Source organism: Pseudomonas segetis, assembly GCF_900188155.1.
In the GTDB taxonomy this organism is placed as follows: domain Bacteria; phylum Pseudomonadota; class Gammaproteobacteria; order Pseudomonadales; family Pseudomonadaceae; genus Aquipseudomonas; species Aquipseudomonas segetis.
In genome coordinates this window covers 1,147,217-1,171,117 of sequence record NZ_FZOG01000002.1, presented here as the reverse complement: position 1 = coordinate 1,171,117, position 23,901 = coordinate 1,147,217, and the positions used below count along the sequence as shown (strand labels likewise).

At 56.4% G+C, this 23,901-nt stretch carries 24 protein-coding genes and 2 tRNA genes; 10 read left to right on the top strand and 16 right to left on the bottom strand.

Annotation, left to right across the window (positions count from 1 at the left end; translation table 11 throughout):
- Positions 1-61 precede the first annotated feature (61 nt).
- Entirely contained in the window at positions 62-1,660 is a 1,599-nt protein-coding gene (locus CHB79_RS11230) for an argininosuccinate lyase (protein WP_089359916.1), read from the top strand.
- A gap of 103 nt (positions 1,661-1,763) precedes the next feature.
- Here CHB79_RS11230 and CHB79_RS11225 read toward each other — a convergent pair whose 3' ends face one another.
- Complete coding sequence (locus tag CHB79_RS11225; RefSeq protein ID WP_089359915.1) at positions 1,764-2,975, bottom strand: cation:dicarboxylate symporter family transporter; 1,212 nt, start codon at positions 2,973-2,975, stop codon at positions 1,764-1,766.
- Between the two features lie 124 nt (positions 2,976-3,099).
- Between CHB79_RS11225 and CHB79_RS11220 the strand changes: the two genes are divergently transcribed.
- Positions 3,100-4,044, top strand: coding sequence for a LysR family transcriptional regulator (locus CHB79_RS11220; protein WP_089359914.1), 945 nt, complete (start codon positions 3,100-3,102; stop codon positions 4,042-4,044).
- 158 nt (positions 4,045-4,202) lie between these two features.
- Positions 4,203-5,831 carry a methyl-accepting chemotaxis protein gene (locus CHB79_RS11215; protein ID WP_089359913.1) on the top strand — a complete coding sequence of 543 codons (1,629 nt, stop codon included), beginning with the start codon at positions 4,203-4,205 and terminating at the stop codon, positions 5,829-5,831.
- A gap of 76 nt (positions 5,832-5,907) precedes the next feature.
- On the opposite strand, the gene CHB79_RS11210 is transcribed toward CHB79_RS11215, so the two are convergent.
- From CHB79_RS11210 to CHB79_RS11195, 4 genes are all read right to left on the bottom strand, one after another.
- Positions 5,908-6,114, bottom strand: a complete 207-nt coding sequence (locus CHB79_RS11210) for a helix-turn-helix transcriptional regulator (RefSeq protein ID WP_010488672.1) — start codon at positions 6,112-6,114, stop codon at positions 5,908-5,910.
- A complete protein-coding gene (locus CHB79_RS11205) occupies positions 6,111-6,485 on the bottom strand; it encodes a hypothetical protein (RefSeq protein WP_089359912.1) in 375 nt (124 codons plus the stop codon). The genes CHB79_RS11210 and CHB79_RS11205 overlap by 4 nt, the downstream gene beginning before the upstream one ends.
- Before the next feature lie 86 nt (positions 6,486-6,571).
- Entirely contained in the window at positions 6,572-7,252 is a 681-nt protein-coding gene (locus CHB79_RS11200) for a DUF899 domain-containing protein (protein WP_089359911.1), read from the bottom strand.
- Between the two features lie 311 nt (positions 7,253-7,563).
- Positions 7,564-8,328 carry a 3-oxoacyl-ACP reductase family protein gene (locus CHB79_RS11195; RefSeq protein WP_089359910.1) on the bottom strand — a complete coding sequence of 255 codons (765 nt, stop codon included), beginning with the start codon at positions 8,326-8,328 and terminating at the stop codon, positions 7,564-7,566.
- Positions 8,329-8,448: 120 nt separating this feature from the next.
- Between CHB79_RS11195 and CHB79_RS11190 the strand changes: the two genes are divergently transcribed.
- Positions 8,449-9,369, top strand: coding sequence for a LysR family transcriptional regulator (locus tag CHB79_RS11190; RefSeq protein WP_089359909.1), 921 nt, complete (start codon positions 8,449-8,451; stop codon positions 9,367-9,369).
- A 195-nt stretch (positions 9,370-9,564) separates the two neighbouring features.
- On the opposite strand, the gene CHB79_RS11185 is transcribed toward CHB79_RS11190, so the two are convergent.
- The 11 genes from CHB79_RS11185 to CHB79_RS11135 all read right to left on the bottom strand — a co-directional run bounded on the left by CHB79_RS11185 (position 9,565) and on the right by CHB79_RS11135 (position 19,528).
- Positions 9,565-9,640: transfer RNA gene (locus CHB79_RS11185), tRNA-Thr, on the bottom strand.
- Between the two features lie 278 nt (positions 9,641-9,918).
- Entirely contained in the window at positions 9,919-11,133 is a 1,215-nt protein-coding gene (locus CHB79_RS11180; protein ID WP_089359908.1) for a methyltransferase, read from the bottom strand.
- Positions 11,134-11,178: 45 nt separating this feature from the next.
- Positions 11,179-11,868: an ABC transporter permease gene (locus tag CHB79_RS11175; RefSeq protein WP_089359907.1), complete on the bottom strand. Its 690-nt coding sequence runs from the start codon at positions 11,866-11,868 to the stop codon at positions 11,179-11,181.
- Positions 11,865-12,560 (bottom strand): ABC transporter permease, encoded by a 696-nt coding sequence (locus CHB79_RS11170; RefSeq protein WP_010488641.1) that lies wholly within the window; start codon positions 12,558-12,560, stop codon positions 11,865-11,867. The genes CHB79_RS11175 and CHB79_RS11170 overlap by 4 nt, the downstream gene beginning before the upstream one ends.
- Positions 12,561-12,612: 52 nt before the next feature.
- Positions 12,613-13,365, bottom strand: coding sequence for an ABC transporter substrate-binding protein (locus CHB79_RS11165; protein WP_089359906.1), 753 nt, complete (start codon positions 13,363-13,365; stop codon positions 12,613-12,615).
- A gap of 16 nt (positions 13,366-13,381) precedes the next feature.
- Positions 13,382-14,155 (bottom strand): ABC transporter ATP-binding protein, encoded by a 774-nt coding sequence (locus tag CHB79_RS11160; RefSeq protein WP_089359905.1) that lies wholly within the window; start codon positions 14,153-14,155, stop codon positions 13,382-13,384.
- Between the two features lie 448 nt (positions 14,156-14,603).
- Positions 14,604-14,679: transfer RNA gene (locus CHB79_RS11155), tRNA-Phe, on the bottom strand.
- 133 nt (positions 14,680-14,812) lie between these two features.
- Positions 14,813-15,085 (bottom strand): oxidative damage protection protein, encoded by a 273-nt coding sequence (locus CHB79_RS11150; protein WP_010488632.1) that lies wholly within the window; start codon positions 15,083-15,085, stop codon positions 14,813-14,815.
- Positions 15,082-16,149 (bottom strand): A/G-specific adenine glycosylase, encoded by a 1,068-nt coding sequence (gene mutY / locus CHB79_RS11145; RefSeq protein WP_089359904.1) that lies wholly within the window; start codon positions 16,147-16,149, stop codon positions 15,082-15,084. Before mutY ends, CHB79_RS11150 begins: the two co-directional genes overlap by 4 nt.
- The gene (locus tag CHB79_RS11140; RefSeq protein ID WP_089359903.1) at positions 16,146-18,359 is read right to left on the bottom strand and encodes an AsmA family protein; all 2,214 of its coding nucleotides are present in this window, start codon (positions 18,357-18,359) and stop codon (positions 16,146-16,148) included. Before CHB79_RS11140 ends, mutY begins: the two co-directional genes overlap by 4 nt.
- A 59-nt stretch (positions 18,360-18,418) precedes the next feature.
- Positions 18,419-19,528, bottom strand: coding sequence for an NAD(P)/FAD-dependent oxidoreductase (locus tag CHB79_RS11135; RefSeq protein WP_089359902.1), 1,110 nt, complete (start codon positions 19,526-19,528; stop codon positions 18,419-18,421).
- A gap of 266 nt (positions 19,529-19,794) precedes the next feature.
- On the opposite strand from CHB79_RS11135, the gene hisB reads away from it, so the two are divergent.
- From hisB to CHB79_RS11105, 6 genes are all read left to right on the top strand, one after another.
- Positions 19,795-20,388, top strand: coding sequence for an imidazoleglycerol-phosphate dehydratase HisB (hisB, locus tag CHB79_RS11130; protein WP_010488624.1), 594 nt, complete (start codon positions 19,795-19,797; stop codon positions 20,386-20,388).
- Positions 20,388-21,026: an imidazole glycerol phosphate synthase subunit HisH gene (hisH, locus tag CHB79_RS11125; protein ID WP_010488621.1), complete on the top strand. Its 639-nt coding sequence runs from the start codon at positions 20,388-20,390 to the stop codon at positions 21,024-21,026. The genes hisB and hisH overlap by 1 nt, the downstream gene beginning before the upstream one ends.
- Positions 21,027-21,287, top strand: coding sequence for a DUF2164 domain-containing protein (locus CHB79_RS11120; protein WP_089359901.1), 261 nt, complete (start codon positions 21,027-21,029; stop codon positions 21,285-21,287).
- Positions 21,288-21,369: 82 nt separating this feature from the next.
- Positions 21,370-22,107 (top strand): 1-(5-phosphoribosyl)-5-[(5-phosphoribosylamino)methylideneamino]imidazole-4-carboxamide isomerase, encoded by a 738-nt coding sequence (gene hisA, locus CHB79_RS11115; RefSeq protein ID WP_089359900.1) that lies wholly within the window; start codon positions 21,370-21,372, stop codon positions 22,105-22,107.
- A gap of 59 nt (positions 22,108-22,166) precedes the next feature.
- The gene (hisF, locus tag CHB79_RS11110) at positions 22,167-22,937 is read left to right on the top strand and encodes an imidazole glycerol phosphate synthase subunit HisF (protein WP_089359899.1); all 771 of its coding nucleotides are present in this window, start codon (positions 22,167-22,169) and stop codon (positions 22,935-22,937) included.
- Positions 22,938-23,075: 138 nt separating this feature from the next.
- Positions 23,076-23,828: a substrate-binding periplasmic protein gene (locus CHB79_RS11105; protein ID WP_089359981.1), complete on the top strand. Its 753-nt coding sequence runs from the start codon at positions 23,076-23,078 to the stop codon at positions 23,826-23,828.
- Positions 23,829-23,901: the final 73 nt, after the last annotated feature.

Genomic DNA, 23,901 nt, shown 5'->3' with positions numbered 1-23,901 from the left:
TTTTTAGTCATCGCCCAAGTGCTGGGCATGACCAATCCGAACTGTACGGAAGGAACGCAACATGAACTTCAGAAAGAACCTGATCCACCTTGCTGTCGCCTACTCGATTTTTTTCTCCTATGGTGTCCAGGCTGCCAACACGGCAGAGCTGCCTTGCCGGACCACAGCTGAGTGCGCCGCCCAAGCCGAGAAAATCGGCGCAACAGTGGACAAGCACAGCGGCAAGGGGGGCGCCTACGAGGAACAGTTCAGTTGGATGAACCGCATCAACAAGGCTTCTATCGTAATGCTCACCGAAGAGGGCGTGGTCACGCCCAAACTTGGCCATCTGATTGCCGGTGGCGTGCAGCATGTGATCGACCAGGCCAGGCAACCTGGCGGCAAGCGGCCCAGCGATGTGCTGCAGGTTGAGAAAATCATGGTCGATAAAATTGGTCCGCAGGCCTCCCTGATTCACTCAGGGCGCAGCCGCCAGGATATGTACGCAACCTATCGTCTGGCGGTGCTGCGCGCCCAGGTTCTGGATTACAGCGATGCCTTGAACAAGGTGCGCGAACGCATGCTCAAGATCGCTGAGAAAAATGTCGATACGCTGGTCCCGGCGTACACCAATGGCGTGCAGGCCATGCCGATCAGCTATGCACATTACTTGCTGGCATTTTCAGCTTCATTCGAGCGGGACGCACAACGTATCCACGAGCTTTATGCGCGCTTGAATCTAAGCCCGATGGGCACTGCTGTGTTGGCTAATTCTGGCTGGCCCTTGAATCGTGAGCGCCTGGCTGAGTTATTGGGCTTTGATGGCCTGCGCGAAAACTCCCTTGATGCGGGGCAGGTTTCGACCTTTGATATTCCGTTGGAAGCGGCTGGTATTGCTTCATCCTCCGCTATCCGGGTGGGCGCCATGATTGGTGATATCCACACCCAATATCATCAGACGCGCCCTTGGTTGCTGCTAGAGGAAGGTTCGACCTACACCAGCAGCGCCATGCCCCAGAAGCGTAACCCTGGCTTGCTGATGCGCACCCGTGAATCTGCATCCGATGTGGTTGGGTTGGCGAATGCAACCACTATTCGTGCTCACAACGTAACCACCGGCATGACCGACTATAAAGCCGCTTTCGATTCACTTGGCCTGTTCACTTCGGCGACTCAGATGTTCAAGCGATTGGACAAGGTATTGGCCGCATTGGTGATCAACCCTGAGCGTGCAATGGAGGAGCTGGATTCCGACTGGACCACATCCATGGAGCTTGCCGATACCTTGGAGCGTGAATACAAGGTGCCGTTTCGTATTGGCCACAGCTTTGCTTCGCTGATTGTGAGCGAAGCGCGCAAGGAAGGTTATTTCCCGAAAAACTTCCCCTATGCCGATGCGCAAAAGCTCTTCACCCAGGCGGCCAGGAAATACAAGTGGGAGTTGGAGAAGTTGCCTTTGGATGAGGCCGCTTTCCGGGCGACTTTATCGCCGCGCGCCATGGTGGAGTCACGCAAGGGCACGGGCGGTCCACAGCCAGCAGAGGTAAAACGCATGCTGGCAGAAGCGCAGAAAAACCTGAAATCTGACCGCAACTGGATGACCAGGCACCGTCAGCACTTGCTGGATGCCGATGCTGAACTGGACAAGGCATTTGGCAAACTGGTCAAGGCCGCTAACTAGCGATTACCCAGGCTGCCACTGCGACCAGCAAGCGACCGGCACAATGCCGGTCGTTTTCTTGTGCCTGGGATATGGAAGGTCTAGCCGCGATCGACTCCAGTCTTCAGCCCAGAGCCTGGGCCAGCTTCTGTCTATCCAGTTCGTTATTCCAACTGGCGAGCGTCAAGCAGGCAACGCAGTTGCCCAGTACATTGGTCAGTGAGCGGCACTTCATCATGCGTTCAACGCCGATAAGGATGCCAATGCTTTCCAGCGGCAATATTTGCAGCACGCTCAGGGTAGCGGTCAGGGTAATAAACGCCGAACCGGCGACAGAGGTAGCACTCAGCGAAGTCAGCAAGCAGACTAGGAAAATGCTCAGGAGCAACTGTGGGGTGAGCTCGATATGAACCGACTGGGCGAGAAATATCACCGCGACCATCAAGTAGATATTGGAACCATTGAGGTTGAAGCTATAGCCGGTAGTCAGCGTCAGGCGTGCAAGCTTGCTGTTGCAGCCTGCGGCTTCCAGCTTGTCGATCAGGCGAGGCAATGCAGCCACCGATGAGCCAGTGGAAGCGACCAGAAAGAGTTCTTCCTTGATGTAGCCAAGCAGCCGCCACAGGCTGACGCCACTCAAGCCCAGCGCAAATGCGAGCACCACAAGAATATAGAGCAGGCTTGCGGTGTAGGCGGTGGCAATGAATTTGGCCAGGGGAATGGTCGCGGCGGTGCCGTAGGCACTGATGGTAAAGGCGATGGCGCCAAAAGCCGCCAGCGGGGCGAAGCGAATAATAAATCGCATTACCCGAAACACCAGCCCGACAGAATCATCAAGCATCTGCCTGAGTCGGATTGCCTTGTTACCTAAAAGGCCGAGCAAGAGTCCGGCAACCAGCGCCGCGAGCAGCACCTTGAAAATAATGCTGTGGCCAAATGCAGTGGCGAGCAAGGAGGGAATGTGCTCGATAGAGACAAGATCAACAGTTGCAGGCCTGTATATGAAGCCTTGCTCAGCCATGGGCATATCCACACCCGGTTGCAGGAACAAGGTAACCGACAAGCCACAAAGCAAGGACAACAGCGACATTAATTGCCAAAAGCCAACCGTGCTCAGGCCAAGCTTCAAGCTCGCGCCGTAACCTCGCAAGCCGGCGACGCTTGAAGCAATAAGTACGAACATCACAATCGGTGTGATCAAGCGCACCACTGCAATAAACAGGTCACTGAAGGCTTTCATCTCGATCGCCAGCGAGGGCTTCCAGACACCCAGGAGGCTACCAAGCACTACCGCCAGCACTAACTGAGCAAGGCCTGATCGTACAACTCTGAACATCAGCAGTTCTTAATTATTATTGGTTTGACCCCCTGCGCAGACTGGGGCCTGACATCCTATCCCATCACTCGTGGATTCGGTATCGTGCAGCGCAGTTACTCATTCGACACATGGTGAACTGGTCATGGAATTGCGTCATCTTCGTTACTTCGTCATGGTCGCCGAGGAGCAACATTTCACCCGTGCCGCTGCCCGGCTCAACATGCAGCAGCCACCCTTGAGTCAACAGGTTCGTGCATTGGAGCAGGAGCTTGGTTTTGATCTCTTTGTACGCCACCCCAAGGGTGTGGTGCTGACTGCGGGTGGCAAGGTGTTCCTGGGCGAGGCCAAGGATATTCTGCGTAGGGTCGAACTCGGTTCACTCAAGGCGGCGCGAGCCGCTCAGGGCATAGAAGGCACATTGAGCGTCGGCTTCACCAGTTCGGCAGCTTCACACCCGCTGATTCCGCAGATTATCCGCAACTATCGTGAGCGCTATGCAGGGGTGGATATCAGTTTGCATGAGGGCAATGCCAGCGAGCTGACCGAAAACGTCATGGCCGAGCGTACCGATATCGGCATTCTTCGCGCGCCTGTCGCGCACCCCAAGGCTGCTCAGTACCAGCACTTGTTGAATGAAGAATTATTGCTGGTCCTGCCTTCAGGTCACCCGTTGCTCAAAGGGCAATCGTCCGCCATTGAAATGAGTGTGTCGTTGGCCGATCTGGTGGATGAGCGCTTTATCCTGGTTCGTCGCCCTGGGGCACCCGGCATGTATGCCAACCTCGTGCAGGCTTGCCGCAACTCCGGTTTTGAACCGACGATTGCCTTTGAGGTTGAACGCATGTTGACCAACGTCAGTTTGGTGGCCGCGGGTGCAGGCATCTCGGTGGTGCCGGCTTCCATGCAGGGCTTTCATGAGGGGAGCGTCGTCTATTGTCGTATACGCGATGCCAAGCCCCGATTGACCGCGCCTGTCACATTGCTGTGCCGCAGTTTTAACCAATCGCCGCCGATCACCCATTTCATAGAACTGGCCCAGCAGTTAAGCAGCCAATACCGCAAGCGCTCGATGTCCAGGAGCCGTTAATGAAGCTGGATAACGAATAATCCGAGGGCCGTTCCTGATGCCTGGATATTCGATCATGCAGAACTTTTGCCTAGCAGTCAGTGGCTTCGTTGTTATCTAAGTAAAGTTTTTCTCCGGGGGTAACGATAGGTTAGTTACCAACCAAGGAGGGTACTGTGATGATTTTACGAAGACTGAAATTGGCTCCCCGTTCGGTTATTTGCTTTGGCTTTTTTTGTCTGATTATCGTGGCGATTGGACTGCTGTCCTTATACCAGGCAAACAAGCTTAACGACTTTGAAATGTACGTTGAGGTCAACGTCCTTAGCAGTATCAGAATCGTCGGCGAGGTGGGTGAAGAGTTCGCGAGGATCCGAGCCAATAATGCTCGCCTGCGCAACCCTATCGAACCTAAAGCACGTACCACCAAGGCGCTCAATGATATCAAGCAAGCCAGGGTGCGGATAAGCGGTCTTATGAAGTCGCTACTGCCATTCGTGACCACTGCAGGCGGGCGCGAAGCATATGATGCGTTTGTCAAAACACGCGACGCCTACACAGTTGTGCAAGATAGATACTTGGCGACAATCGAGGCTGGGCAGCTAGAGGCTGCTGTCGATCTATCAAGCAGCGAGATGCGGCAGGCCGCGCAGAAGGTCCAGTCTGCCCTGGATGGGTTGACCAAGGTCAATCAAGAAAAGGCGAGGCAGGCAGGTATCGAGGCCGATGTCATTTACCTGCAAGCCCAGATAATGGTTTGGGTCTCGATCGCCATTGGTTTTGCCGCTACTGTGATTCTCGCCTTGCTCTACACCCGCAGCCTAACGGTGCCCATCGGTTACTCATTGGTAATCGCTGAACGTATTGCCGCCAATGATTTGAGTCAGCAGATCACCGTTGATGGCTCGGATGAACCGGCGCGGTTGATTGCAGCATTAGCCACCATGCAGGCCAAGCTGCGTGAGGCCCTGGCAACGATTAGCGACTCATCAACCCAATTGGCAGCAACCTCGGAGGAAATGCATGCAGTCACCGAAGGAGCTGCACAGACAATTCAACGCCAAGGCCATGAAATTGAAATGGCAGCGACCGCCGTCAATGAGATGAGTGCTGCTGTCGAGGAAGTTGCCAGTAATGCGTCCTCGACATCGCAGATGACTTCGCAATCGAGTGATGCGGCTGCAGCGGGCAAGGCTCAGGTCGATGAAACGGTTAGTGCGATCAACCTCGTGGTCTCCAATGTCGAGGCAACTTCCAGCGAGGTGCAGTCACTGGTGGTGATGGCGACCGACATCAGCAAGGTGCTGGATGTGATACGGGCCATTGCCGAGCAAACCAATCTACTGGCGCTGAATGCTGCGATTGAGGCGGCAAGAGCTGGCGAGGCCGGTCGAGGTTTTGCCGTCGTCGCGGATGAAGTCAGGGCGCTTGCACACCGGACCCAGCAATCGACCCATGAAATCGAGCAGATGGTGAGTTCGATCCAGACCGGAACCTCAAATGCCGTGTTGTCCATGTCGCAAACCAATGCGCAGGCTCAGAAAACCCTTGAAATGGCGCATAGCGCAGGCAGGGCCCTTGTTGATATCACTGAATCCCTGACTCAGATAAACGAACGCAACTTTATGATAGCGACGGCGGCAGAAGAACAGGCTCAGGTCGCCCGTGAAGTTGATCGGAACCTGGTCAGTATTCGTGATTTCTCAGGGGAGACATCCGAGGGCGCCAGCCAGACAGCGCTGGCAACGGCTGAACTATCGACCCTGGCCACGGGCCTGAACCAACTGACCAAGCAATTCAAGATTTGAGATGGCATCCTCGCACCGCTTGGCCCTGTCTAGAGCTGGGCGGTGGTTGTGGGGAGGCCATCTGGTCCGAATCAACTCAGCAAGACGTTGGCGCTTCATCATCGAAAATGCTTTCGATGGGTTGCTGGAAAACCCGTCCGATCTGGAATGCCAGCGGCAAGCTGGGATCATATCGACCGTTTTCAATCGCATTGATTGTCTGGCGTGAGACGCCCAGCATTGAGGCCAGATCTTGCTGAGACCATTTGCGTTCGGCGCGAAGCGCCCTGAGTCTGTTTTTCATTGATAGCGGTGCTTGGCGATCATCAGTCCAATTATCCAAGTCGCCCCCATTACCGGCCACACGCAAAGCCATGACAGGTGAGGGGCGCCTACATTTTCCAGGAAGCCATAGCTGAAGGTCAGTAAAGCTGACGCTGCAAATGCAAAACCTAGCGCCTCAAACTGAATGCGCAGCTGCATTTCATCAAGGCGATGCAGTTGCCGAACAATGGCCCAGCAGAGCAAGCCAGCCGGAATCATCGGCGCCAGGGTGATCAATATGCGTAACGCCAACGGGGCGTCCTGGTACTGGCTAAGTAACAGGAGCGATACTGCCAGAACCAGCATGTAGAGGGCGATTGCGCCACCGAGTTCGTAATAGTACTTGGTCATGCCGTTTGCTCTGTGGAAAGGCTGCTTTACATTAGCCTGGTCTGTATTGCATGTAAAGCGCGCTTTCCATTTTGCGTGATCGGCTATTACAGCTCGTATTCGTCGTGGCGCCGATTCCAGCCATAGGGTTCGGTCTGCGGCCAGCCTGGCGGGGACTGCTCCCAGTTCTCCTGACGCCCATAAGGAGTCAAATCCAGGTAGCTCCAGTGCGTGCCAAGGTATTCAACACCGCGTGCGCCCGTGTAATAGGTTCGATAAACAGTGTCGCCGTCACGGATAAATACGCTGGCACCATGCTTTTCACCTGCCTGGGTGGTAGCGCCGAAGTCGTAGTTGAACTCGCTCCGGTATGACGAATACCAAGGGATAGCATCGGACCAGCCCATGCGGGTTCTATACTTTTCGAGCTTTTCCAGGGGCGCACGAGAAACCATCACCAATGATGTATCACGGGCAAGCAGGTGGGCCGGGTGAGTCATCGCATCCGCAACCCATGAACAGCCGTCACACCCGGCATTCCAATCGGGGCCAAACATGAAGTGATAGACAATGAGCTGGCGCCGTCCCTGGAATAGATCAAGCAGGGATGCGGTTCCCTTCGGTCCTTCAAACGAGTAGTGCTGTTCAATTTTTACCATTGGCAGCTTTCTGCGCTCGGCATTCAGGGCATCGCGGGCGCGGGTGAGCTCTTTTTCTTTTACAAGCAGTTGGTCGAGCGCTGCTTGCCAGTCTTGTTGGGACACAACCTTTGGCAGTGGTCGAGACATGACACAACCTCCCTTCTGATGCAGTCGAGGGTCAGACGATGACAATCAACTGCGGGTTATTGAGTGCAAATCCATGAGTTACATAGTCTAGTGCACAAGGCTGTTGATCATGTTTTTGACCTCGATAGGGTGGCTCGTCTGCTCACATGGTTCGCGTGGCAGGCCGTATCGCTCCAGGCGGTCGGGCGCTGCATATACCCGCCTTGTGTTGCTAGCCAGAGACACTGCGATACCCGGAGCTACTGGTAATCATTACGTCGCCATAAGCCCCGCAGGTGAGGCTCTGCGGGGCTTATGGGAATGCCTGTGGCTTATGCGGAGAAGCCACCATCAATCGAGAGGCTGGCCCCGGTGATATAACCGGCTTCAGGACCGGCCAGGTAGGCAACGAATGCAGCGATTTCTTCGGCGCGCCCGTAGCGATCAATTGCCATCAGGCCCTTCAAGGTTTCCGCGAAGTCACTGTTCTGCGGATTCATATCGGTGTCCACCGGCCCTGGTTGCACATTGTTCACTGTGATGCCGCGAGGCCCCAGATCACGCGCCATACCGCGTGTCAGCCCAACAATGGCCGACTTGCTCATGGCGTAGACACTGCCACCAGCGAATGGCATGCGGTCTGCATTGGTGCTGCCGATGGTGATGATGCGACCACCTTCGGTCATGTGCCGTGCGGCTTCCTGGCTGGCAACGAACACGCTACGTACGTTGATGGCCAGGGTCCGGTCGAAATCGTCCAGGCTGAAATCTTCAATCGGTGCAATCGCCAGTACTCCGGCATTGTTCACTAGAATATCGATACGCTCGAAGTGGCTTAACGTCTGGCTGACGGCGCTACGAACTGCGTCGGCGTCGGCGCTGTCAGCCTTGATGGCAAGGGCACGGCCACCAGCCGCCTCGATGTCTCGTACCAACTCGGCAGCTTTTTCTGCCGCGCTTATATAGGTAATGACCACTGCCGCGCCTTCGTGGGCCAGGCGCTTGGCGATAGCGGCACCGATGCCCCGTGAGCCACCCTGGATTAGGGCGACTTTGCCAGTGAGGTTGTTACTGCTGGAAGAGGTGATGCTAGACATGCTCGTTGCTCCGATTGAACGGGCGACTTGCCCGGATGAAACGAGTATCTGCCGCCGATTGCATATTGATAAGCCATCAATCACTCTATTCACTCGATCCATTTGGTTTACGGAGATGATATGGAAACGCTCATGGGGCTCGACTGTTTTGTGCGCAGCGCGGAGGCCGGAAGTTTTGCCGAAGCCGCACGCCGCCTGGGCATAACACCCGCCGCAGTGGGTAAGAACGTGGCCAAATTGGAGGCCAGTGTCGGTGTGCGCCTGTTCCAGCGAAGTACCCGTAGCCTGACCTTGACGGAAGCCGGAGAGCGATTTCTGCTCGAAGTCCGCGGTGGACTGAGCAGCATTCAACACGCCGTCGCCAACCTGGCCAGCTCAGCCGGGCAGCCAGCGGGTACACTTAAGGTCAGCATGGGCGTTACCTTTGGGCGCGATTACGTCCTGCCGATGCTGGATACATTTCTTCAGCGCTATCCGGCGATCACGCCTGATTGGCATTTTGATAACAGCCCGGTCGACCTGATCGCTCAAGGCTTCGATGCCGCCATCAGTGGGGCGATGGATCTATCGCCTGGGGTAGTGGCTCGTAAGTTGGCACCGGCCCGCCGTGTTCTGGTGGCATCGGCTCGCTACCTGGACACTCGTTCTCCTGTGTCAGTGCCAGGCGACTTGGCGCAACATACCGGCATCCTGATTCGCTCTCCGCAAACGGGGCGAGTCCGCCCATGGACGCTACGCAATCTCAGTAACGCAGAAGTGGCTATCGAACTGCCGGCACGCATCACTATGACCGACCCGGATGCGGCTTGCCGCACAGCGGAAATGGGCTTGGGCATCGCTCTGGTCAGTTTGCCCCACGCCCTTCCTTATCTGGATCAAGGCAGCCTGTTGCGGGTGCTGCCCAACTGGTATGTGGATGCGGGGCATATAGCGGTGTATTTCTCCGCGCATAAATTGCTTCCGGCGAAAACTCGCGCCTTTGTGGACTGTCTCGTCGAGCACTTCGAATCGCAGAACCTGGCTGAGCGGTTTTCCTGTTGAGCCAGACCCAGCGTTCGGCAAAATGCAGAACGGCAGTAACTGGACGGCGAGGTCTTGGTGTCTAGGAAGTGGGACTGCCGGCCTAACATGCAAGCCCAATGAGCTGTGTGAAGGCTGTACATTGGGTTTTTATGTCGGATTCTAAGTATTTCAGGCACAAAAAAAGGCCCACATCACTGTGGGCCTTTCTGTATATGGTGCCGGCACCAAGAGTCGAACTCGGGACCTACTGATTACAAGTCAGTTGCTCTACCAACTGAGCTATACCGGCATTTGTGGGGCGCATTATATAGATAAGTTTCTGGCTGACAAGGGCTTTAGGCGCGTTTTTTTGTACGCTTGGCTATGAGCAGCAAAATCCTTATGCACAATGGCTAGGTATTTAATCAATTGGTATGGGGTAAATGTGCTTGCCATCACATTGCTATGCAAGCTTATGTTTTTGTTACTAATTCGCTATTGGTCAAACTGGGTCGGTTTTTTGCAAGGTGGATTTCAGCGGCTTTGGGACGACTTTTGCAGAATCTATCAACAAAGTTATCCACAGCCTTATCGGGCAAAAGCGATACGTTCGGCGACCAGCATCAGGTTGCGCGGAGTGAGCTCCCGTGAGCAGAAGGTACCAAGCTGGACGGCGTAGCCTTGCTCGCGTAAATACAGGGCGCGGTCAAGCAGTAGCCAGACTTCCAGCGGTCGACGAAACAGACTGCGCAGCAACTCCAAATTGCGCACCTGAGCCAGTAACTCCCAGCCTTTTGCTTCGAGTTTTATCCAGTCGGTGGTGGCCGGCGGGGATGCAATATCTTTGAGCTTGGCGAGGTCGATACAGAACTCGGCGAAGGGTTTGTTGAGCCAGGCTGAGGCAAGCGGTGGTGTGGGCAAATATTCGTCGAGCCCACGTATTTCGCGCTGTAGACAGTCGAAGGCCAGGCGCCGGGCCATGGAAATATCGCGCTGCTTTTGCACGCGAGCACCGGCAGTTACCGTTTCGCTCAAGGGCAAGCCGAGGTCTTGTATGGACAGTTCAAGCCCTGCTGCCTTGGCCGGTTGGGACAGCGGTTGATAGTGGCGGGAGCCGATCCGGTTATAGCAACAAGGCGCGATTGCCAGTTGCTGGCAACCGACCTCGCTCGCCAGTTTCATCAACCGCACGTGCAGGTCGCCACAAGCGTGCAACGCTACTGCCGTGTGCTCGCTTTTGAGTCGTTCTATTGCGTTTGGGGCCAGCACATCCTGTTCAATATGCTCGGCATTAATGCCCTGCTTTAGACTGAGCCGCGCACCTTTATCCACAAGCTCGGGATCATGTTCCAAACAGCTCAGGGCTTGGCCTTGTCGGGCTAACAATCGTCCCAGGTGGCCTTTGCCCGAGCACCAGTCGAGCCAGTGCCGTGTTGGCTGGTCAAAGTTCAGGCTGCTGGCGAATGCCTGGATTTGCAGCCATTTACGACCAGGAATGTCGGTGCTCAGGCGATTAGGCCATCGAGGACTGTCAACCTGTGGCAGCGGGGCGATATGGCACAGCGCCCGGGCTTGCTTGGCCAGGCTCGCAAAGGGCTCAGGCGCTTCTAGTGTGTGCGGTTCAGCCTGGGCCTGCTCGGCCTGGGCCAGGCTGCGCGATTTCAGCCAGTTCGCCAATTGCGGGTAGGTGTGTTCCCAGGCCATGGGCCGGTCACTGAATGGGCGCGGGCGCCAGAGCGCCTGGTGATCGCCAAGGAAGCGATTTAGCGCCTCAAAGTGCTCGGCTAGGTCCTTGGTTGGCATGGGCGTGTCTTCGTCAGGCTGCAGGCCGTTGCGGCCTGCAGTGTTTTAGCGACCTTGGCAGGCGTCTACCCGTAGCCAACGCTCAAGCAACCTGAATGCCTGGACGAGGACGTAGGCAATCACCAGGTAGAACATGCCTGCTGCAAAGAATATCTCTACGGGCAGGTAGGTTCTGGCGATGATGGTGCGCGCCATGCCGGTCAGTTCGAGCAAGGTCACTGTGCTGGCCAGGGCGCTGGCCTTGAGCATCAGGATGACTTCGTTGCTGTAGGCGGGCAGGCCTATGCGGGCCGCGCGTGGCAGGATAATGCGCAGCATGGCTTGGCTGCGTGACATGCCAAGTGCACGCGCTGCTTCGATTTCACCCTGCGGGACTGACTGAATCGCACCGCGCAGAATCTCGGCAATATAGGCGGTGGTGTGCAACGTCATGGTAATCACGGCGCACCAGAATGGGTCGCGCAGGATAGGCCAGAACGGACCATTGCGCACCGCATCGAATTGAGCCAGGCCGTAATAGACCAGGAACAGCTGGACCAGCAGCGGTGTACCGCGAAAGAAAAAGATATAGCCGTAGGGAAGGCCACGGACCAGCAGGTTCTTTGAGGAGCGGGCGATGCCCATTGGTATTGCCAGGATCAACCCGGCAATGACCGCGATTGCAACCAGTTCCAGGGTCAGTACCGCGCCTTCTGCCAGGCGTGGTAGCCACTTGATGATCACTTCCCAGTTCATGCGGCGCTCCTGCTAAACCCGCGACCTGCGCGCTTCTCAAGGAAGTACATGCCTGTCATGGCAATGATCGTCAGGCCAAGATAGATAAAGGCTGCAACCAGGAAGAAGGTGAAGGGTTCTTTGCTGGCGGTGACGGCGATTTGCGAGCGGCGCATGATTTCATTGAGGCCGATCACCGAAACCAGGGCTGTGTCTTTCATCAGGATCATAAACAGGTTGCCCAGGCCGGGCAGGGCGATGCGCCACATTTGCGGCAGAATCAAGCGCCAGAAGATACGTGCCTTGGACATGCCCAGCGCCTGGCCCGCTTCACGGTGGCCTTTGGGAATGGCCAGGATAGCGCCACGAAAGACTTCAGTGGCATAGGCACCAAAACAAATGCCCAGGGCGATAACACCGGCAGCGAAAGGGCTGAGTTCGAGGCTTTCAAGCCCAAGGACGTCGGCCAAGGTGCGCATCATATTGACGGTGCCGAAGTAAATCAGCAGCACCCAAAGCAATTCGGGTATGCCACGCACAATGGTTGAATAAGTACCGCCCAACCATTGCACAGGCTTGTAAGGCGATGTTTTGGCCAGCGCGCCAAGCAGTCCAAGTACCAGGCCCAACACCAGCGCAGAAAGCGCCAGCTTAATGGTCATCAAGGTACCGGCAGCGAGTGCGGGGCCGAATCCGTAGAGGTCAAAATTCATGGGGGCTCAGATGCTTGCGCCGCCAGGTGAGTGGCGGCGCAAAGCTAGCAGCTTAGTAAATGCTGAAAGGGAAGTACTTGTCGTTGATCTTCTTGTAGGTGCCGTCAGCGACGATCTCTTTCAGAGCAGCGTTGAGCTTCTCGCGCAGAGGGTCGTTCTTGCGCACGGCAATACCGATCTTGTCGTTGTCGAATACTGGGTCGCCTTTGAACTCGAAGTTCTTGCCAGCATCGCTCTTGAGCCATTCCCAGTTGACGAAGGTGTCAGCCAGTACGCCATCAAGACGGCCAGAGGCAAGGTCCAGGTAAGCGTTTTCCTGGGTGTCGTACAGCTTGATGTCGACAACATCGCGCATGTTGTCTTCCAGCCAGGTGCCGGCGATGGTTGCGCGCTGAGCACCGATCACCTTGCCCTTGAGGCTGGCTTTGTCGGTGGTGAAGGTTTTGTCTTTTGGTGCAATGAATTGCAGCTTGTTGGTGTAGTACGGGTCGGTGAAGTCGACCGCTTGCTTACGCTCTTCGGTGATCGACATGGATGCGATCAGGAAGTCGAACTTCTTGGCGTTCAGGGCCGGGATGATGCCGTCCCAGTCGGAAGTCACGACTTCGCATTCGGTTTTCATCTTGGCGCACAGTGCCTGGCCGATTTCGACGTCGAAGCCGCCGACTTTGCCGCTTGCGTCAATCAGGTTGAAGGGAGGGTAAGCGCCTTCAGTACCGAGTTTTAGTTTGTCAGCGGCGACTGCGCTGGTGCCAAAAGCCAGAGTGGCGGCTGCAGCCAATAAGATTTTTTTGTAGTTCTGCATTCAATGTTGCTCCGTGTTAGCGATTGCTTGACATGAATTGTTTGCAACGCGCCGAGTCAGGGTTGTTAAACACCTGCTCGGGCGTTCCTTGTTCTTCTACCAGGCCCTGATGCAGGAAAACCACTTCACTGGAAACCTGACGAGCAAAATTCATCTCGTGGGTGACCAGTAACATGGTGCGGCCTTCATCTGCGAGTGCGCGGATCACATTAAGCACTTCTTGTACCATCTCCGGGTCGAGCGCCGAAGTAGGTTCGTCGAAAAGAATCACTTTTGGCTGCATTGCCAGTGTGCGAGCAATGGCTGCACGCTGTTGCTGACCGCCAGAAAGCTGGTTGGGGTAGACGTGGCGCTTGTCGGCAATACCCACTTTTGCCAGCAATGCTTCGGCGGTTTCAATCGCCTCGGCCTTGCTTTGACCCAGTACGCGGCGCGGCGCTTCGATGATGTTATCGAGCACGCTCATGTGCGGCCACAAATTGAAATTCTGGAATACAAAACCGATTTCGCTGCGCAGGCGGTTGATCTGCTTGCCATCGGCAGCAACCAGTCCGCCATTTTTTGCGGATTTGAGCTTGAGCTCTTCACCGGAGACGATAATTTGCCCCTGGTGCGGGTTTTCCAGCAGGTTGATGCAGCGCAGGAAGGTTGATTTGCCAGAGCCGGAAGAACCAAGAATTGAGATCACATCGCCATCGTGGGCGGTGAGTGAAATGCCCTTGAGCACTTCGAGGTCGCCGTAGCGCTTGTGCAGGTTGCGGATTTCCAGCGCGGCAGCTGCATCGGCCATGGGTTGTCCTCTTGTTATTGGATTAGCGCCAAGTATCAATTGGCCATCCTAGTAAAGCGCCAAGCTAGCACAGCGTCTTGTGGAGCGCCAAGCAGGCTGGAGCCGGTAACGGGGCTGAGTGTGCAAGGGTGTCGCATCACTGCAGTTGCCTGTCGCGCAGATACAAAAACACCAAGCATGCCCGGCATTTTATCCACCTGGTTAAAACAGGGTGTTCGAGTCTAGGCTAAATCAATTTGCTGGGTACTGCGCGTAAATGTGCGCTAAGGAACTGAATACGCAGCAAAATCCGGCAAATTATGCCCGAGCAATAGCGCTCAATGCCAGCGAGAAGCGACAGACTTGCATGGCAAAGCACGGATGGAAAATTACAGGCAACAAAAAACCCGCACTAGGCGGGTTTCTTGTGGGCTTTCGGGTGGTTTTGGCACCACCTGAAATGAATTAGTGGTGCCCAGAGACGGAATCGAACCGCCGACACGGGGATTTTCAATCCCCTGCTCTACCGACTGAGCTATCTGGGCAACGGGGCGTATTAGACGGATTTGACGAAGGCATGTCAAGCGAAGGTTTGAAAAATATTTAAAGATAACGGGCGCTTACGATGAATTCGGGTGAAATCGATCAAGTTTTGATCAGTTTCACCCTCGCTCGAATTTACTCGCTGGGCGGCACGTAACCTTCAGCCTGCGCGTAATCTTCGCCAGACAGGAATTTATCCATCTCAACCTGGAGGAATTTGCGGTCCTCGGCGTTCATCATGTTCAGGCGGCGCTCGTTGATCAGCAGGGTTTGGTGTTTCTGCCACTCATCCCAGGCTTGCTTTGAGACATTGTTGAAGATGTCTTCACCTTTGGCGCCTGGGTACGGCGGGCGCTCAAGGCCTGGAAGTTCTTGCTTGTGCTTACGGCACATTACGGTGCGGGTCATGACAATTCTCCTGCATTCAAGGCATCTGCCGCGCGCTTGAGCAACTTTTTGACAGGGGCTGCCAGGCCTAGGCGCGGCGGTTGGGCGAGGTTATACCAGAGCCAGTCGGCTTCGGCCACGCTAGCCGGGGCCGTGGTGACCCTGACCAGCCATGGATCGATGGCCAGTTGGAAATGACTGAAGGTATGGGTCAGTTCGGCGAGTTGCTGGCGCGGGCCGATATCCAGTTGATGACTGTTGGCGAGTGATTCCAGTTCTTGCAGGTCAGTCAGCTCTGGCAGGCTCCATAAGCCGCCCCAAAGGCCGCTTGAAGGCCTGCGGTAAAGCAGGATATCACCTGCGTGATTAGCCAAGATTGGCATCAGCGTGCGCTTTTGTGGCAGCGTCTTGCGCGGCTTTGGGACTGGGTAGCGAATTTCAAGGCCCAGCAAGTGGGCCTGGCAGCCAGTCTTGAGCGGGCACAACAGGCAGCTTGGCTTGCTGCGCGTACAGAGGGTGGCGCCAAGGTCCATCATCGCCTGGGTGTAGTTATTTACCCGCTGCTGCGGGGTGAAGCGTTCCGCGACGTCCCAAAGCTGCTGGGCGACTTTGGGCTCGCCGGGATAACCCTCCTGCGCGACATAACGAGCCAGTACACGTTTGACGTTGCCGTCGAGAATTGGGGCGCGCAGGTTCATGCTCAGGCTGGCGATGGCGCCTGCGGTTGAGCGACCAATGCCGGGCAGGGCGATCAGTGCTTCGAGATCCCGTGGAAACTCGCCAGCGTGTTCGCTCATTATCAACCTGGCGGTTTTTTGCAGGTTGCGGGCGCGGGTGTAGTAGCCCAGCCCGGTCCATAAATGCAGCACCTCATCTTCCGGGGCTTCGGCCAGGTCGCGCACCGTTGGCAGCGCAGCCATGAATCGGTCGAAGTAACCCAGGACAGTGCCGACCTGGGTTTGCTGGAGCATGATTTCAGAAACCCAGACGCGATAGGGGGTTATGTCCTGTTGCCAAGGCAGGTCCTTGCGACCATGCAGGTCATACCATTGCAGAACCGCGCTTGAAAACTGCTCGGGACTCATCGCTTGAACAGGCCCTTGAGCGCGTCCTTCAGTTCCGGGCTGACTTTGTCGCCGAGTTTTTCCTCAAGTTTCTCGGTGAGCTTGTCGCCCGCTAGCTTGGCCGCAACCTTGCCTAGGCCGTCTTTATCCAGGCGGCAAGCCTTGGCGCCAAGTTCGAGTGGGCCACGGCAGCGAATCGGCCACTCAAGGCCCACATAGCGTTCGTTAACCTGGCAGGCCGGATCGGGCATTGCACGGGTGTCGCCGAGCAGGGTGACGCCAATGCGGTAGTCCAGGCCCAGCACGCGCAGGTCGAGGTCGCCATCGCCGGTTACATTCAGGCCCGGTACTTCGACTTTCAAGTCTGGATTGCTGGCCACGCCATTGCGAAATGTCAGGTTGCCATTCAGGGTTTTGAATGGCGTGTCCGTGCCGTTGATTTCACGGGTCAGCTGCTTGCGATTGAGTGTGGCGATGCCCTGGCAGATTTGCTGCTCGAGATTGGCGCCGACCAGTACGCCGTTTTCCAGGGCAAAGCTGCTGGTGCCGTTGAGGGCTTCAACCCAGGCTTTTTGACTGTTGCCGCTGGTGGTCAGGTTCGCTTGCAGGTCGAGCAGCCCCCTGACCGGTGCCTTGTTTTCGGCGGTGGTCAGGAAGGGTTCGACTGGCAGGCGCTTGAGGGTGCTTTGCAAGCTGAGTACCGGGGTCGCTGGACGCACATCCACCCGTGCCTTGGCGACGAAACTGCCGCTGCCAAGGCTACCGCTGGCATTGTCGAGCGTGAGCAGGCCGCCTGCGCTTTTTGCTTGCAGGTCGACATTGCTGAAGTTCTGTTTGTCTGCTGTCAATTGATCAAGGTTCAGCGCAACCTGCATGTCGAGTTTGCGCAGGCGGTCGATCGGCAGCACCTGGGCGGAGCTCCATGCCTGCTGGGTCGGTGCATTTGGTAGCTCTGAAGTACCGGCCTTGCCTGCCTTGGCCACACTTTGCTTGACCTCGGCATCACGAGCACTGGCCTCTTTCGACTTTGGTGGCAGGTAGCGATCAAGGTCGAGCTTGTCGCCCTTGAGCTTGACGCGCAGTGCCTGCCTGGAGAAATCGTCCACCGCCAACTCGCCGTTGAACGTGCTGTCGTCGAGCTTGAGTGTCATCTCATTGAATTTGATGCTGCTTGGGCTGCCGCTGAGGCGCGTCACCAGTTCAAACTTGTTCAGTGTGTTTTCGTCGGCCATGGCTGGGATTTCCTGGCCAATGCCCTTGAGGAACTGGCGCAGGTTGACTTCGGCAACCGAGAAGCCACCGCTGAGCTTTGGCTTGTCGCGCAAGTCGGTAACCTTGAGCTCGCCAATTGCCCGCATTTGGTTGGCAGACAGTTTGAGGCTACTCCATTGGGCAATATTGGCGGCCATATCGACACTCAATTGACCTTGCAGGGCATAGGTCAGGGTTTGGCCGTTAAGGGGCTCGCCGGATGCTTCACCGGAAACCTTGGCGTTTTCAAGTTCGTAGCGTTTCAGTACCCGGTCAAAGCGCAGGTCGCCTTGCAGTTCGGTACGGGCGCGCATCACCGGCTTGTTGATGCCAAAGAAAGCGCTGAGCTTGACCGGTACGCTGGCGCCTTCATGAATGGCGCCGGTGGTCAGCTGGATACTTTCAGCGCTGAATTGCTGGCCCTTTTGGGCGTTGTGGTAGTCAACTCGTGCGCTATTGACGATCAGGCTGTCGATATCCAGCTTGATCGGGTCGCTGGGTTTGCTTGGGGCCTGGGGGGCGGCTTCTGCGGTTTTGTCAGCGGAGTCTGGGGCATCAGTTGCGCTGGCGGTCTTTCTTGGATGGCCGACGTTTTCCCAGTTGCTGTGGCCCTTGTCGTCGATTTCGAGATTCAGGTTGAGGCCATCAACGCGGATATCGCTCATCTGCACTTCCTTGCGCAGCAGCGGCAACACACGCACGGATAAGCCAAGCAGGCGCAAGTCTGCAAAAGGTTTGTCCGGGGTATCGGCGCTGGCCAGGGTGGCGTCGGTCAACTCAAGGCCCAGCCAGGGGAACAGGCTCCAGCCGATATCGCCATTGAGGGTCAGTTCAAGGTTGGCTTTTTCGCGGGCGAGGTCGCGGATCTCGTCTTTATAGTCGTTGGGATCGAACAAGTGGGTCAGGGCAAAGCCCAGTGCCACAATGATCAGCAGCAGTCCGAGGAAAAATAGGCCCAGGATTTTGCCGAGCGATTTCATGACCGATTCCTTGTATGCATTAGCTTGAATATAAACGGATAAGTATAGCGTTGCGTGGGTTACAAATTAACGCCTGCAACGCGTTCGGCAATTGCCAGGCTGGCAGTAAGGCCCGGCGACTCTATGCCAAACAGGTTGATCAACCCGTCCAAACCGTGGTCGGCAGGGGTTTGGATGACGAAGTCGGCAGCCGGTTCCCCTGGCCCTGACAGCTTTGGACGGACGCCACTGTAACCCGGCACGAGGCGAGAGCTGTCGAGTTTCGGAAAATATCGGCGGATTGCCTGGGCGAAGGGTTCGAGCAAAGTGGCATCCAGGCTGTAGTCAATGTGTTCGACGTAGCGGGTGTCGGGGCCGAAACGCAGTTGGCCACCCAAGTCCAGCGTGGCATGGACACCCAGTCCAGTCGCATTGGCCTCTGGCATGGGGTAGATCAAGCGACTAAATGGCGAACGTGCGCTGTAGCTGAAGTAGCGACCCTGGCACAGGTGCAGCTTAGGTATCGAGCCCGCATTGAGTCCAACGGTGTTCTGTGCCAGTTGCTGGGCAAACAGCCCGCCCGCGTTTATTACCTGCTGAGCCTTGAGGCTAAAGGGCTCGCCGCAGCTGACACCCTGGACAATCCAGCCGCTGGCCGAGGGCTCGAGTTGCTCAATGCGTGTGTCGAGCACCAGTTGCGCGTCCTTGCGTTCAGCGCTGGCGAGCAGCGATTGCAAATAGACATGACTGTCGATGATCCCGGTGTTTGGCGACAGCAAGGCCTCTACCCCGTGAACTGCAGGTTCGAGGTCGTGCAGTTGTTGCTGGCTTATGGCTTGCAGCTCATCAACGCCGCAGGCGCTGGCATTCTCGGCGATGGCTGTGAGCTGGCTGCGTTCGTCATCGTTGACCGCCACCAAAAGCTTGCCGATGCGTTGATGCGGCACCTGATGCTCGACACACCAGGCATACAGCCGTTCGCGACCTTCAAGGCACAGCTGCGCCTTGAGGGAATTGGCTGCGTAATAAACGCCTGCGTGAATGACCTCGGAGTTGCGGCTGGAAGTGTGGCTGCCGATGAGTTTTTCACGCTCGACAATCAGGGTGCTTTCGCCAGGCTTGGCAAGGCGGGCGGCGCAGGCCAGGCCGAGTGCGCCGGCGCCGATGATCAAACGGTCAATTGTGTCCATGCTGGTTCGTCTAAGTCTGCTGGGGTCATGGAGAAATAGTGCCGCAAAACGATGGCTTGGGCCTATTGCTGTTTTAGCAGCGCCTGTTGCTGTCCCGTGTCGCGCGACAGGCAAGGGCTGCGATGCCTGCATAGGCACTGGGTTTCGGACAATTTCCTACTAACGGTAATTGGCTGGACGTGCGCAATGGTTATCCCCGGTAGCCGCCTAGGATAAGGCTGCCTATAATGGCTACCCTTTTGCATAACGATTGAGTGGAGCAGGTGATGGCCGAACGTACGGCATTCGTCGAGCGCAACACACTGGAGACCCAAATCAAGGTCTCGATCAACCTGGATGGTACTGGCAAGGCACGATTCGACATCGGCGTGCCATTTCTTGAGCACATGCTTGACCAGATCGCTCGCCACGGCCTGATTGACCTTGATATCGAGTGTAAGGGTGACTTGCACATCGACGACCACCACACAGTCGAAGATGTTGGCATTACCCTCGGTCAGGCCTTCACCAAAGCCATTGGCGACAAGAAAGGCATGACCCGTTACGGCCACTCCTATGTGCCGTTGGACGAGGCGCTGTCGCGCGTGGTCATCGACTTCTCGGGGCGCCCCGGCTTGCAGATGCATGTGCCTTTCACCCGTGCGGTGGTGGGTGGCTTTGACGTTGACCTGTTCCAGGAATTCTTCCAGGGCTTCGTCAACCATGCACTGGTGAGCCTGCACATCGACAACCTGCGTGGCACCAACACCCACCACCAGATCGAAACCGTGTTCAAGGCATTTGGTCGCGCGCTGCGCATGGCGGTTGAGCTTGATCCGCGCATGGCCGGGCAGATGCCATCGACCAAGGGCGTGCTCTGATGCAGACGGTAGCCGTTATCGACTACGGCATGGGCAACCTGCACTCGGTGTCCAAGGCGCTCGAACATGTGGGCGCCGGCCGTGTTCTGGTGACCAGCGATGCCCAGGTGATTCGCGAAGCTGATCGCGTGGTGTTCCCGGGTGTCGGTGCGATTCGCGATTGCATGGCCGAAATCCGCCGTTTGGGCTTTGACCAATTGGTGCGTGAGGTCAGTCAGGATCGCCCGTTCCTCGGTATCTGCGTGGGTATGCAGGCCTTGATGGATCGCAGCGAAGAAAATGGCGGCGTCGAGTGCATCGGCCAGTTCCCGGGTTCCGTGCGTTTCTTTGGCAAGGGCCAGGTTGAAGATGGCGAGGCGCTGAAGGTCCCGCACATGGGTTGGAATGAAGTCGCGCAAACGGTCAAGCATCCGCTGTGGCACAACATTCCGGACATGGCGCGTTTCTACTTTGTGCACAGCTACTACGTCGAAGCGGGCAACCCCAAGCAGGTGGTCGGTCGTGGGCATTACGGCAACGATTTTGCCGCAGCGCTGGCTGACGGTTCGCGTTTTGCCGTGCAGTTCCATCCGGAAAAAAGCCACACCCATGGACTGCAATTGCTGCAGAACTTCGCTGCGTGGGACGGTCGCTGGTAAATGGCCCGGGGCAAGGATAAAAGCCCAGTCCTGAGCCTCGAACCGGCCCAGGAAGCGGCTGCGGTTGCCAGCCTGCAGAAGTTTCTCGACCAGCGTTTCGAACTTGAGCTGGGCTCGTTTGAAGTGCAGGAGATTCTCGAACTGTTCAACCGCGAGATCGCGCCGCTTTACTACAACAAGGCTGTTGATGATGTGCAAAGCCTGCTTAGAGACAGGTTCGAGAGCATCGAAAGCGACTTGTGGGCGCTGGAAAAAAGTTAATGAACCGCTGGATCGCCTCGTGCAGGTGGGAGGCTTCAACGGCTCGCTGTGATTAATGCTAAGACTTGAATAGGTTCAACCGATGCTGATTATCCCCGCAATCGACCTCAAAGACGGCGCCTGTGTGCGTCTGCGCCAGGGCCGCATGGAAGATTCCACGGTGTTCTCCGATGACCCGGTGAGCATGGCTGCCAAGTGGGTCGACGGTGGCTGCCGTCGTCTGCATCTGGTCGATCTCAATGGTGCATTCGAAGGCCAGCCAGTCAATGGCGAGGTGGTTACTGCAATCGCCAAGCGTTATCCAAATTTGCCGATCCAGATCGGTGGCGGTATTCGCTCGCTGGAAACCATCGAGCATTACGTCAAGGCAGGCGTAAGCTACGTGATTATCGGCACCAAGGCGGTCAAGCAGCCAGAGTTCGTGGCTGAGGCCTGCAAGGCTTTTCCGGGCAAGGTCATTGTCGGTCTGGATGCCAAGGACGGTTTCGTCGCCACCGACGGCTGGGCTGAAGTCAGCAGCGTGCAGGTTATCGACCTGGCCAAGCGCTTTGAAGCCGACGGCGTCTCGGCCATCGTTTATACCGACATCGCCAAAGACGGCATGATGCAAGGCTGCAATGTGCCGTTCACCGCCGCATTGGCCGCAGCGACTTCGATTCCGGTCATCGCCTCTGGCGGTATCCATAACCTGGGTGATATCAAAAGCCTGTTGGCCGCCAAGGCCCCGGGCATTATCGGTGCAATCACCGGCCGGGCGATTTACGAAGGCACCTTGGATGTTGCTGAAGCCCAGGCATTTTGCGACAGCTACACGGGTTGATCGACTTGCTTCAGTAGGTGGGCAATCCCTGGATTGCCCGCCCCAAACAGGACTCCATCATGGCACTGGCTAAACGTATTATTCCCTGCCTCGACGTCGACAATGGCCGCGTGGTCAAGGGCGTTAAATTCGAGAACATCCGCGATGCCGGTGACCCGGTAGAAATTGCCCGTCGCTACGACGAGCAAGGTGCTGACGAGATCACCTTTCTCGATATCACTGCAAGCGTTGATGGCCGCGACACCACCTTGCATACCGTCGAGCGCATGGCCAGCCAGGTGTTTATTCCGCTGACTGTTGGCGGCGGGGTACGTACGGTGATGGACATTCGCAACCTGCTCAATGCGGGGGCCGACAAAGTCTCGATCAATACCGCTGCGGTGTTCAACCCCGAGTTTGTCGGCGAGGCAGCGCAACGCTTCGGTTCGCAATGCATTGTCGTGGCGATCGATGCCAAGCGGGTTTCCGCGCCTGGCGAGACGCCGCGTTGGGAAATCTTCACCCATGGCGGGCGTAAGCCAACCGGCCTGGATGCGGTGTTGTGGGCGAAGAAGATGGAAGACCTGGGAGCAGGTGAAATTCTCCTGACCAGCATGGACCAAGACGGCATGAAGAGCGGCTTTGATCTTGGCGTTACCCGGGCGATCAGCGAAAGCGTGGGTATCCCGGTGATCGCATCCGGTGGCGTGGGCAATCTCGATCACTTGGCTGACGGCATTATCGAAGGCAAGGCGGCCGCGGTCCTGGCTGCCAGCATTTTTCACTTCGGTGAATACACGGTGCCCGAGGCCAAAGCCTACATGGCCAGTCGCGGCATTGTTGTGCGTTAGCATTGGTCAATGCTCCAACTCGGGTCATGGAGGGTGATCTGGGTCGCAGCTATGAATATCGGATTGTTGTCTGCACAAAAACAGGGCTAGTCTTGCCCGATTAAAAATATGCGTTCTGAACTAGGGTTGTGATTGATGTTGAAGCGTCTGTTGTTGGCAAGTGCTGGGGCACTGCTATTGATGTCTGGGGTGGCGCGAGCCGAAATCGACGAAAACTACCGCATGGTCTTGCTGACCGAAAACTTCCCGCCATACAACATGGCAATCAACGGCAAGAATTTTGCGCAGGAAGATAACCTCGACGGCATTGCCGTGGATATCGTGCGCGAAATGTTCAAGCGGGCGGGGATTCAGTACAACCTGACACTGCGCTTTCCGTGGGACCGCATCTATAAATTAGCCCTGGAGAAGCCGAACTACGGCGTCTTCGTGACCGCGCGCCTGCCTGAGCGTGAGGAACTGTTCAAGTGGGTAGGGCCAATAGGTCCGGACGACTGGGTTTTGTTAGGGCGCAGTGATAGCAACATCAGCCTGAACAACCTTGAAGACGCCAAGCAGTACAAGGTTGGCGCTTATAAGGGGGATGCGATTGCTGAGCATCTCCAGCAGCAGGGCCTGACGCCGATCACCGCATTGCGCGACCAGCTCAATGCCACTAAGTTGGTGTCTGGACAAATCGATCTCTGGGCAACCGGCGATCCAGCCGGGCGTTACCTGGCGAAACAAGAAGGCATTTCTGGTTTGAAGACAATCCTGCGTTTCGATACTGCCGAGCTTTATCTGGCGCTCAACAAGGAGGTGCCGGACGAGGTGGTACAGAAGCTGCAGGCTGAGTTGGACAAGATGCGCAAAGAGGGCTTTGTCGACGACACCCTCAACAGCTATCTGTGATACCAAACGGGCCTTTTCAGGCCCGTTTGTCTAACAGGAGTTTATGAAAGTGAGCCACAGGTCACGCGGATAC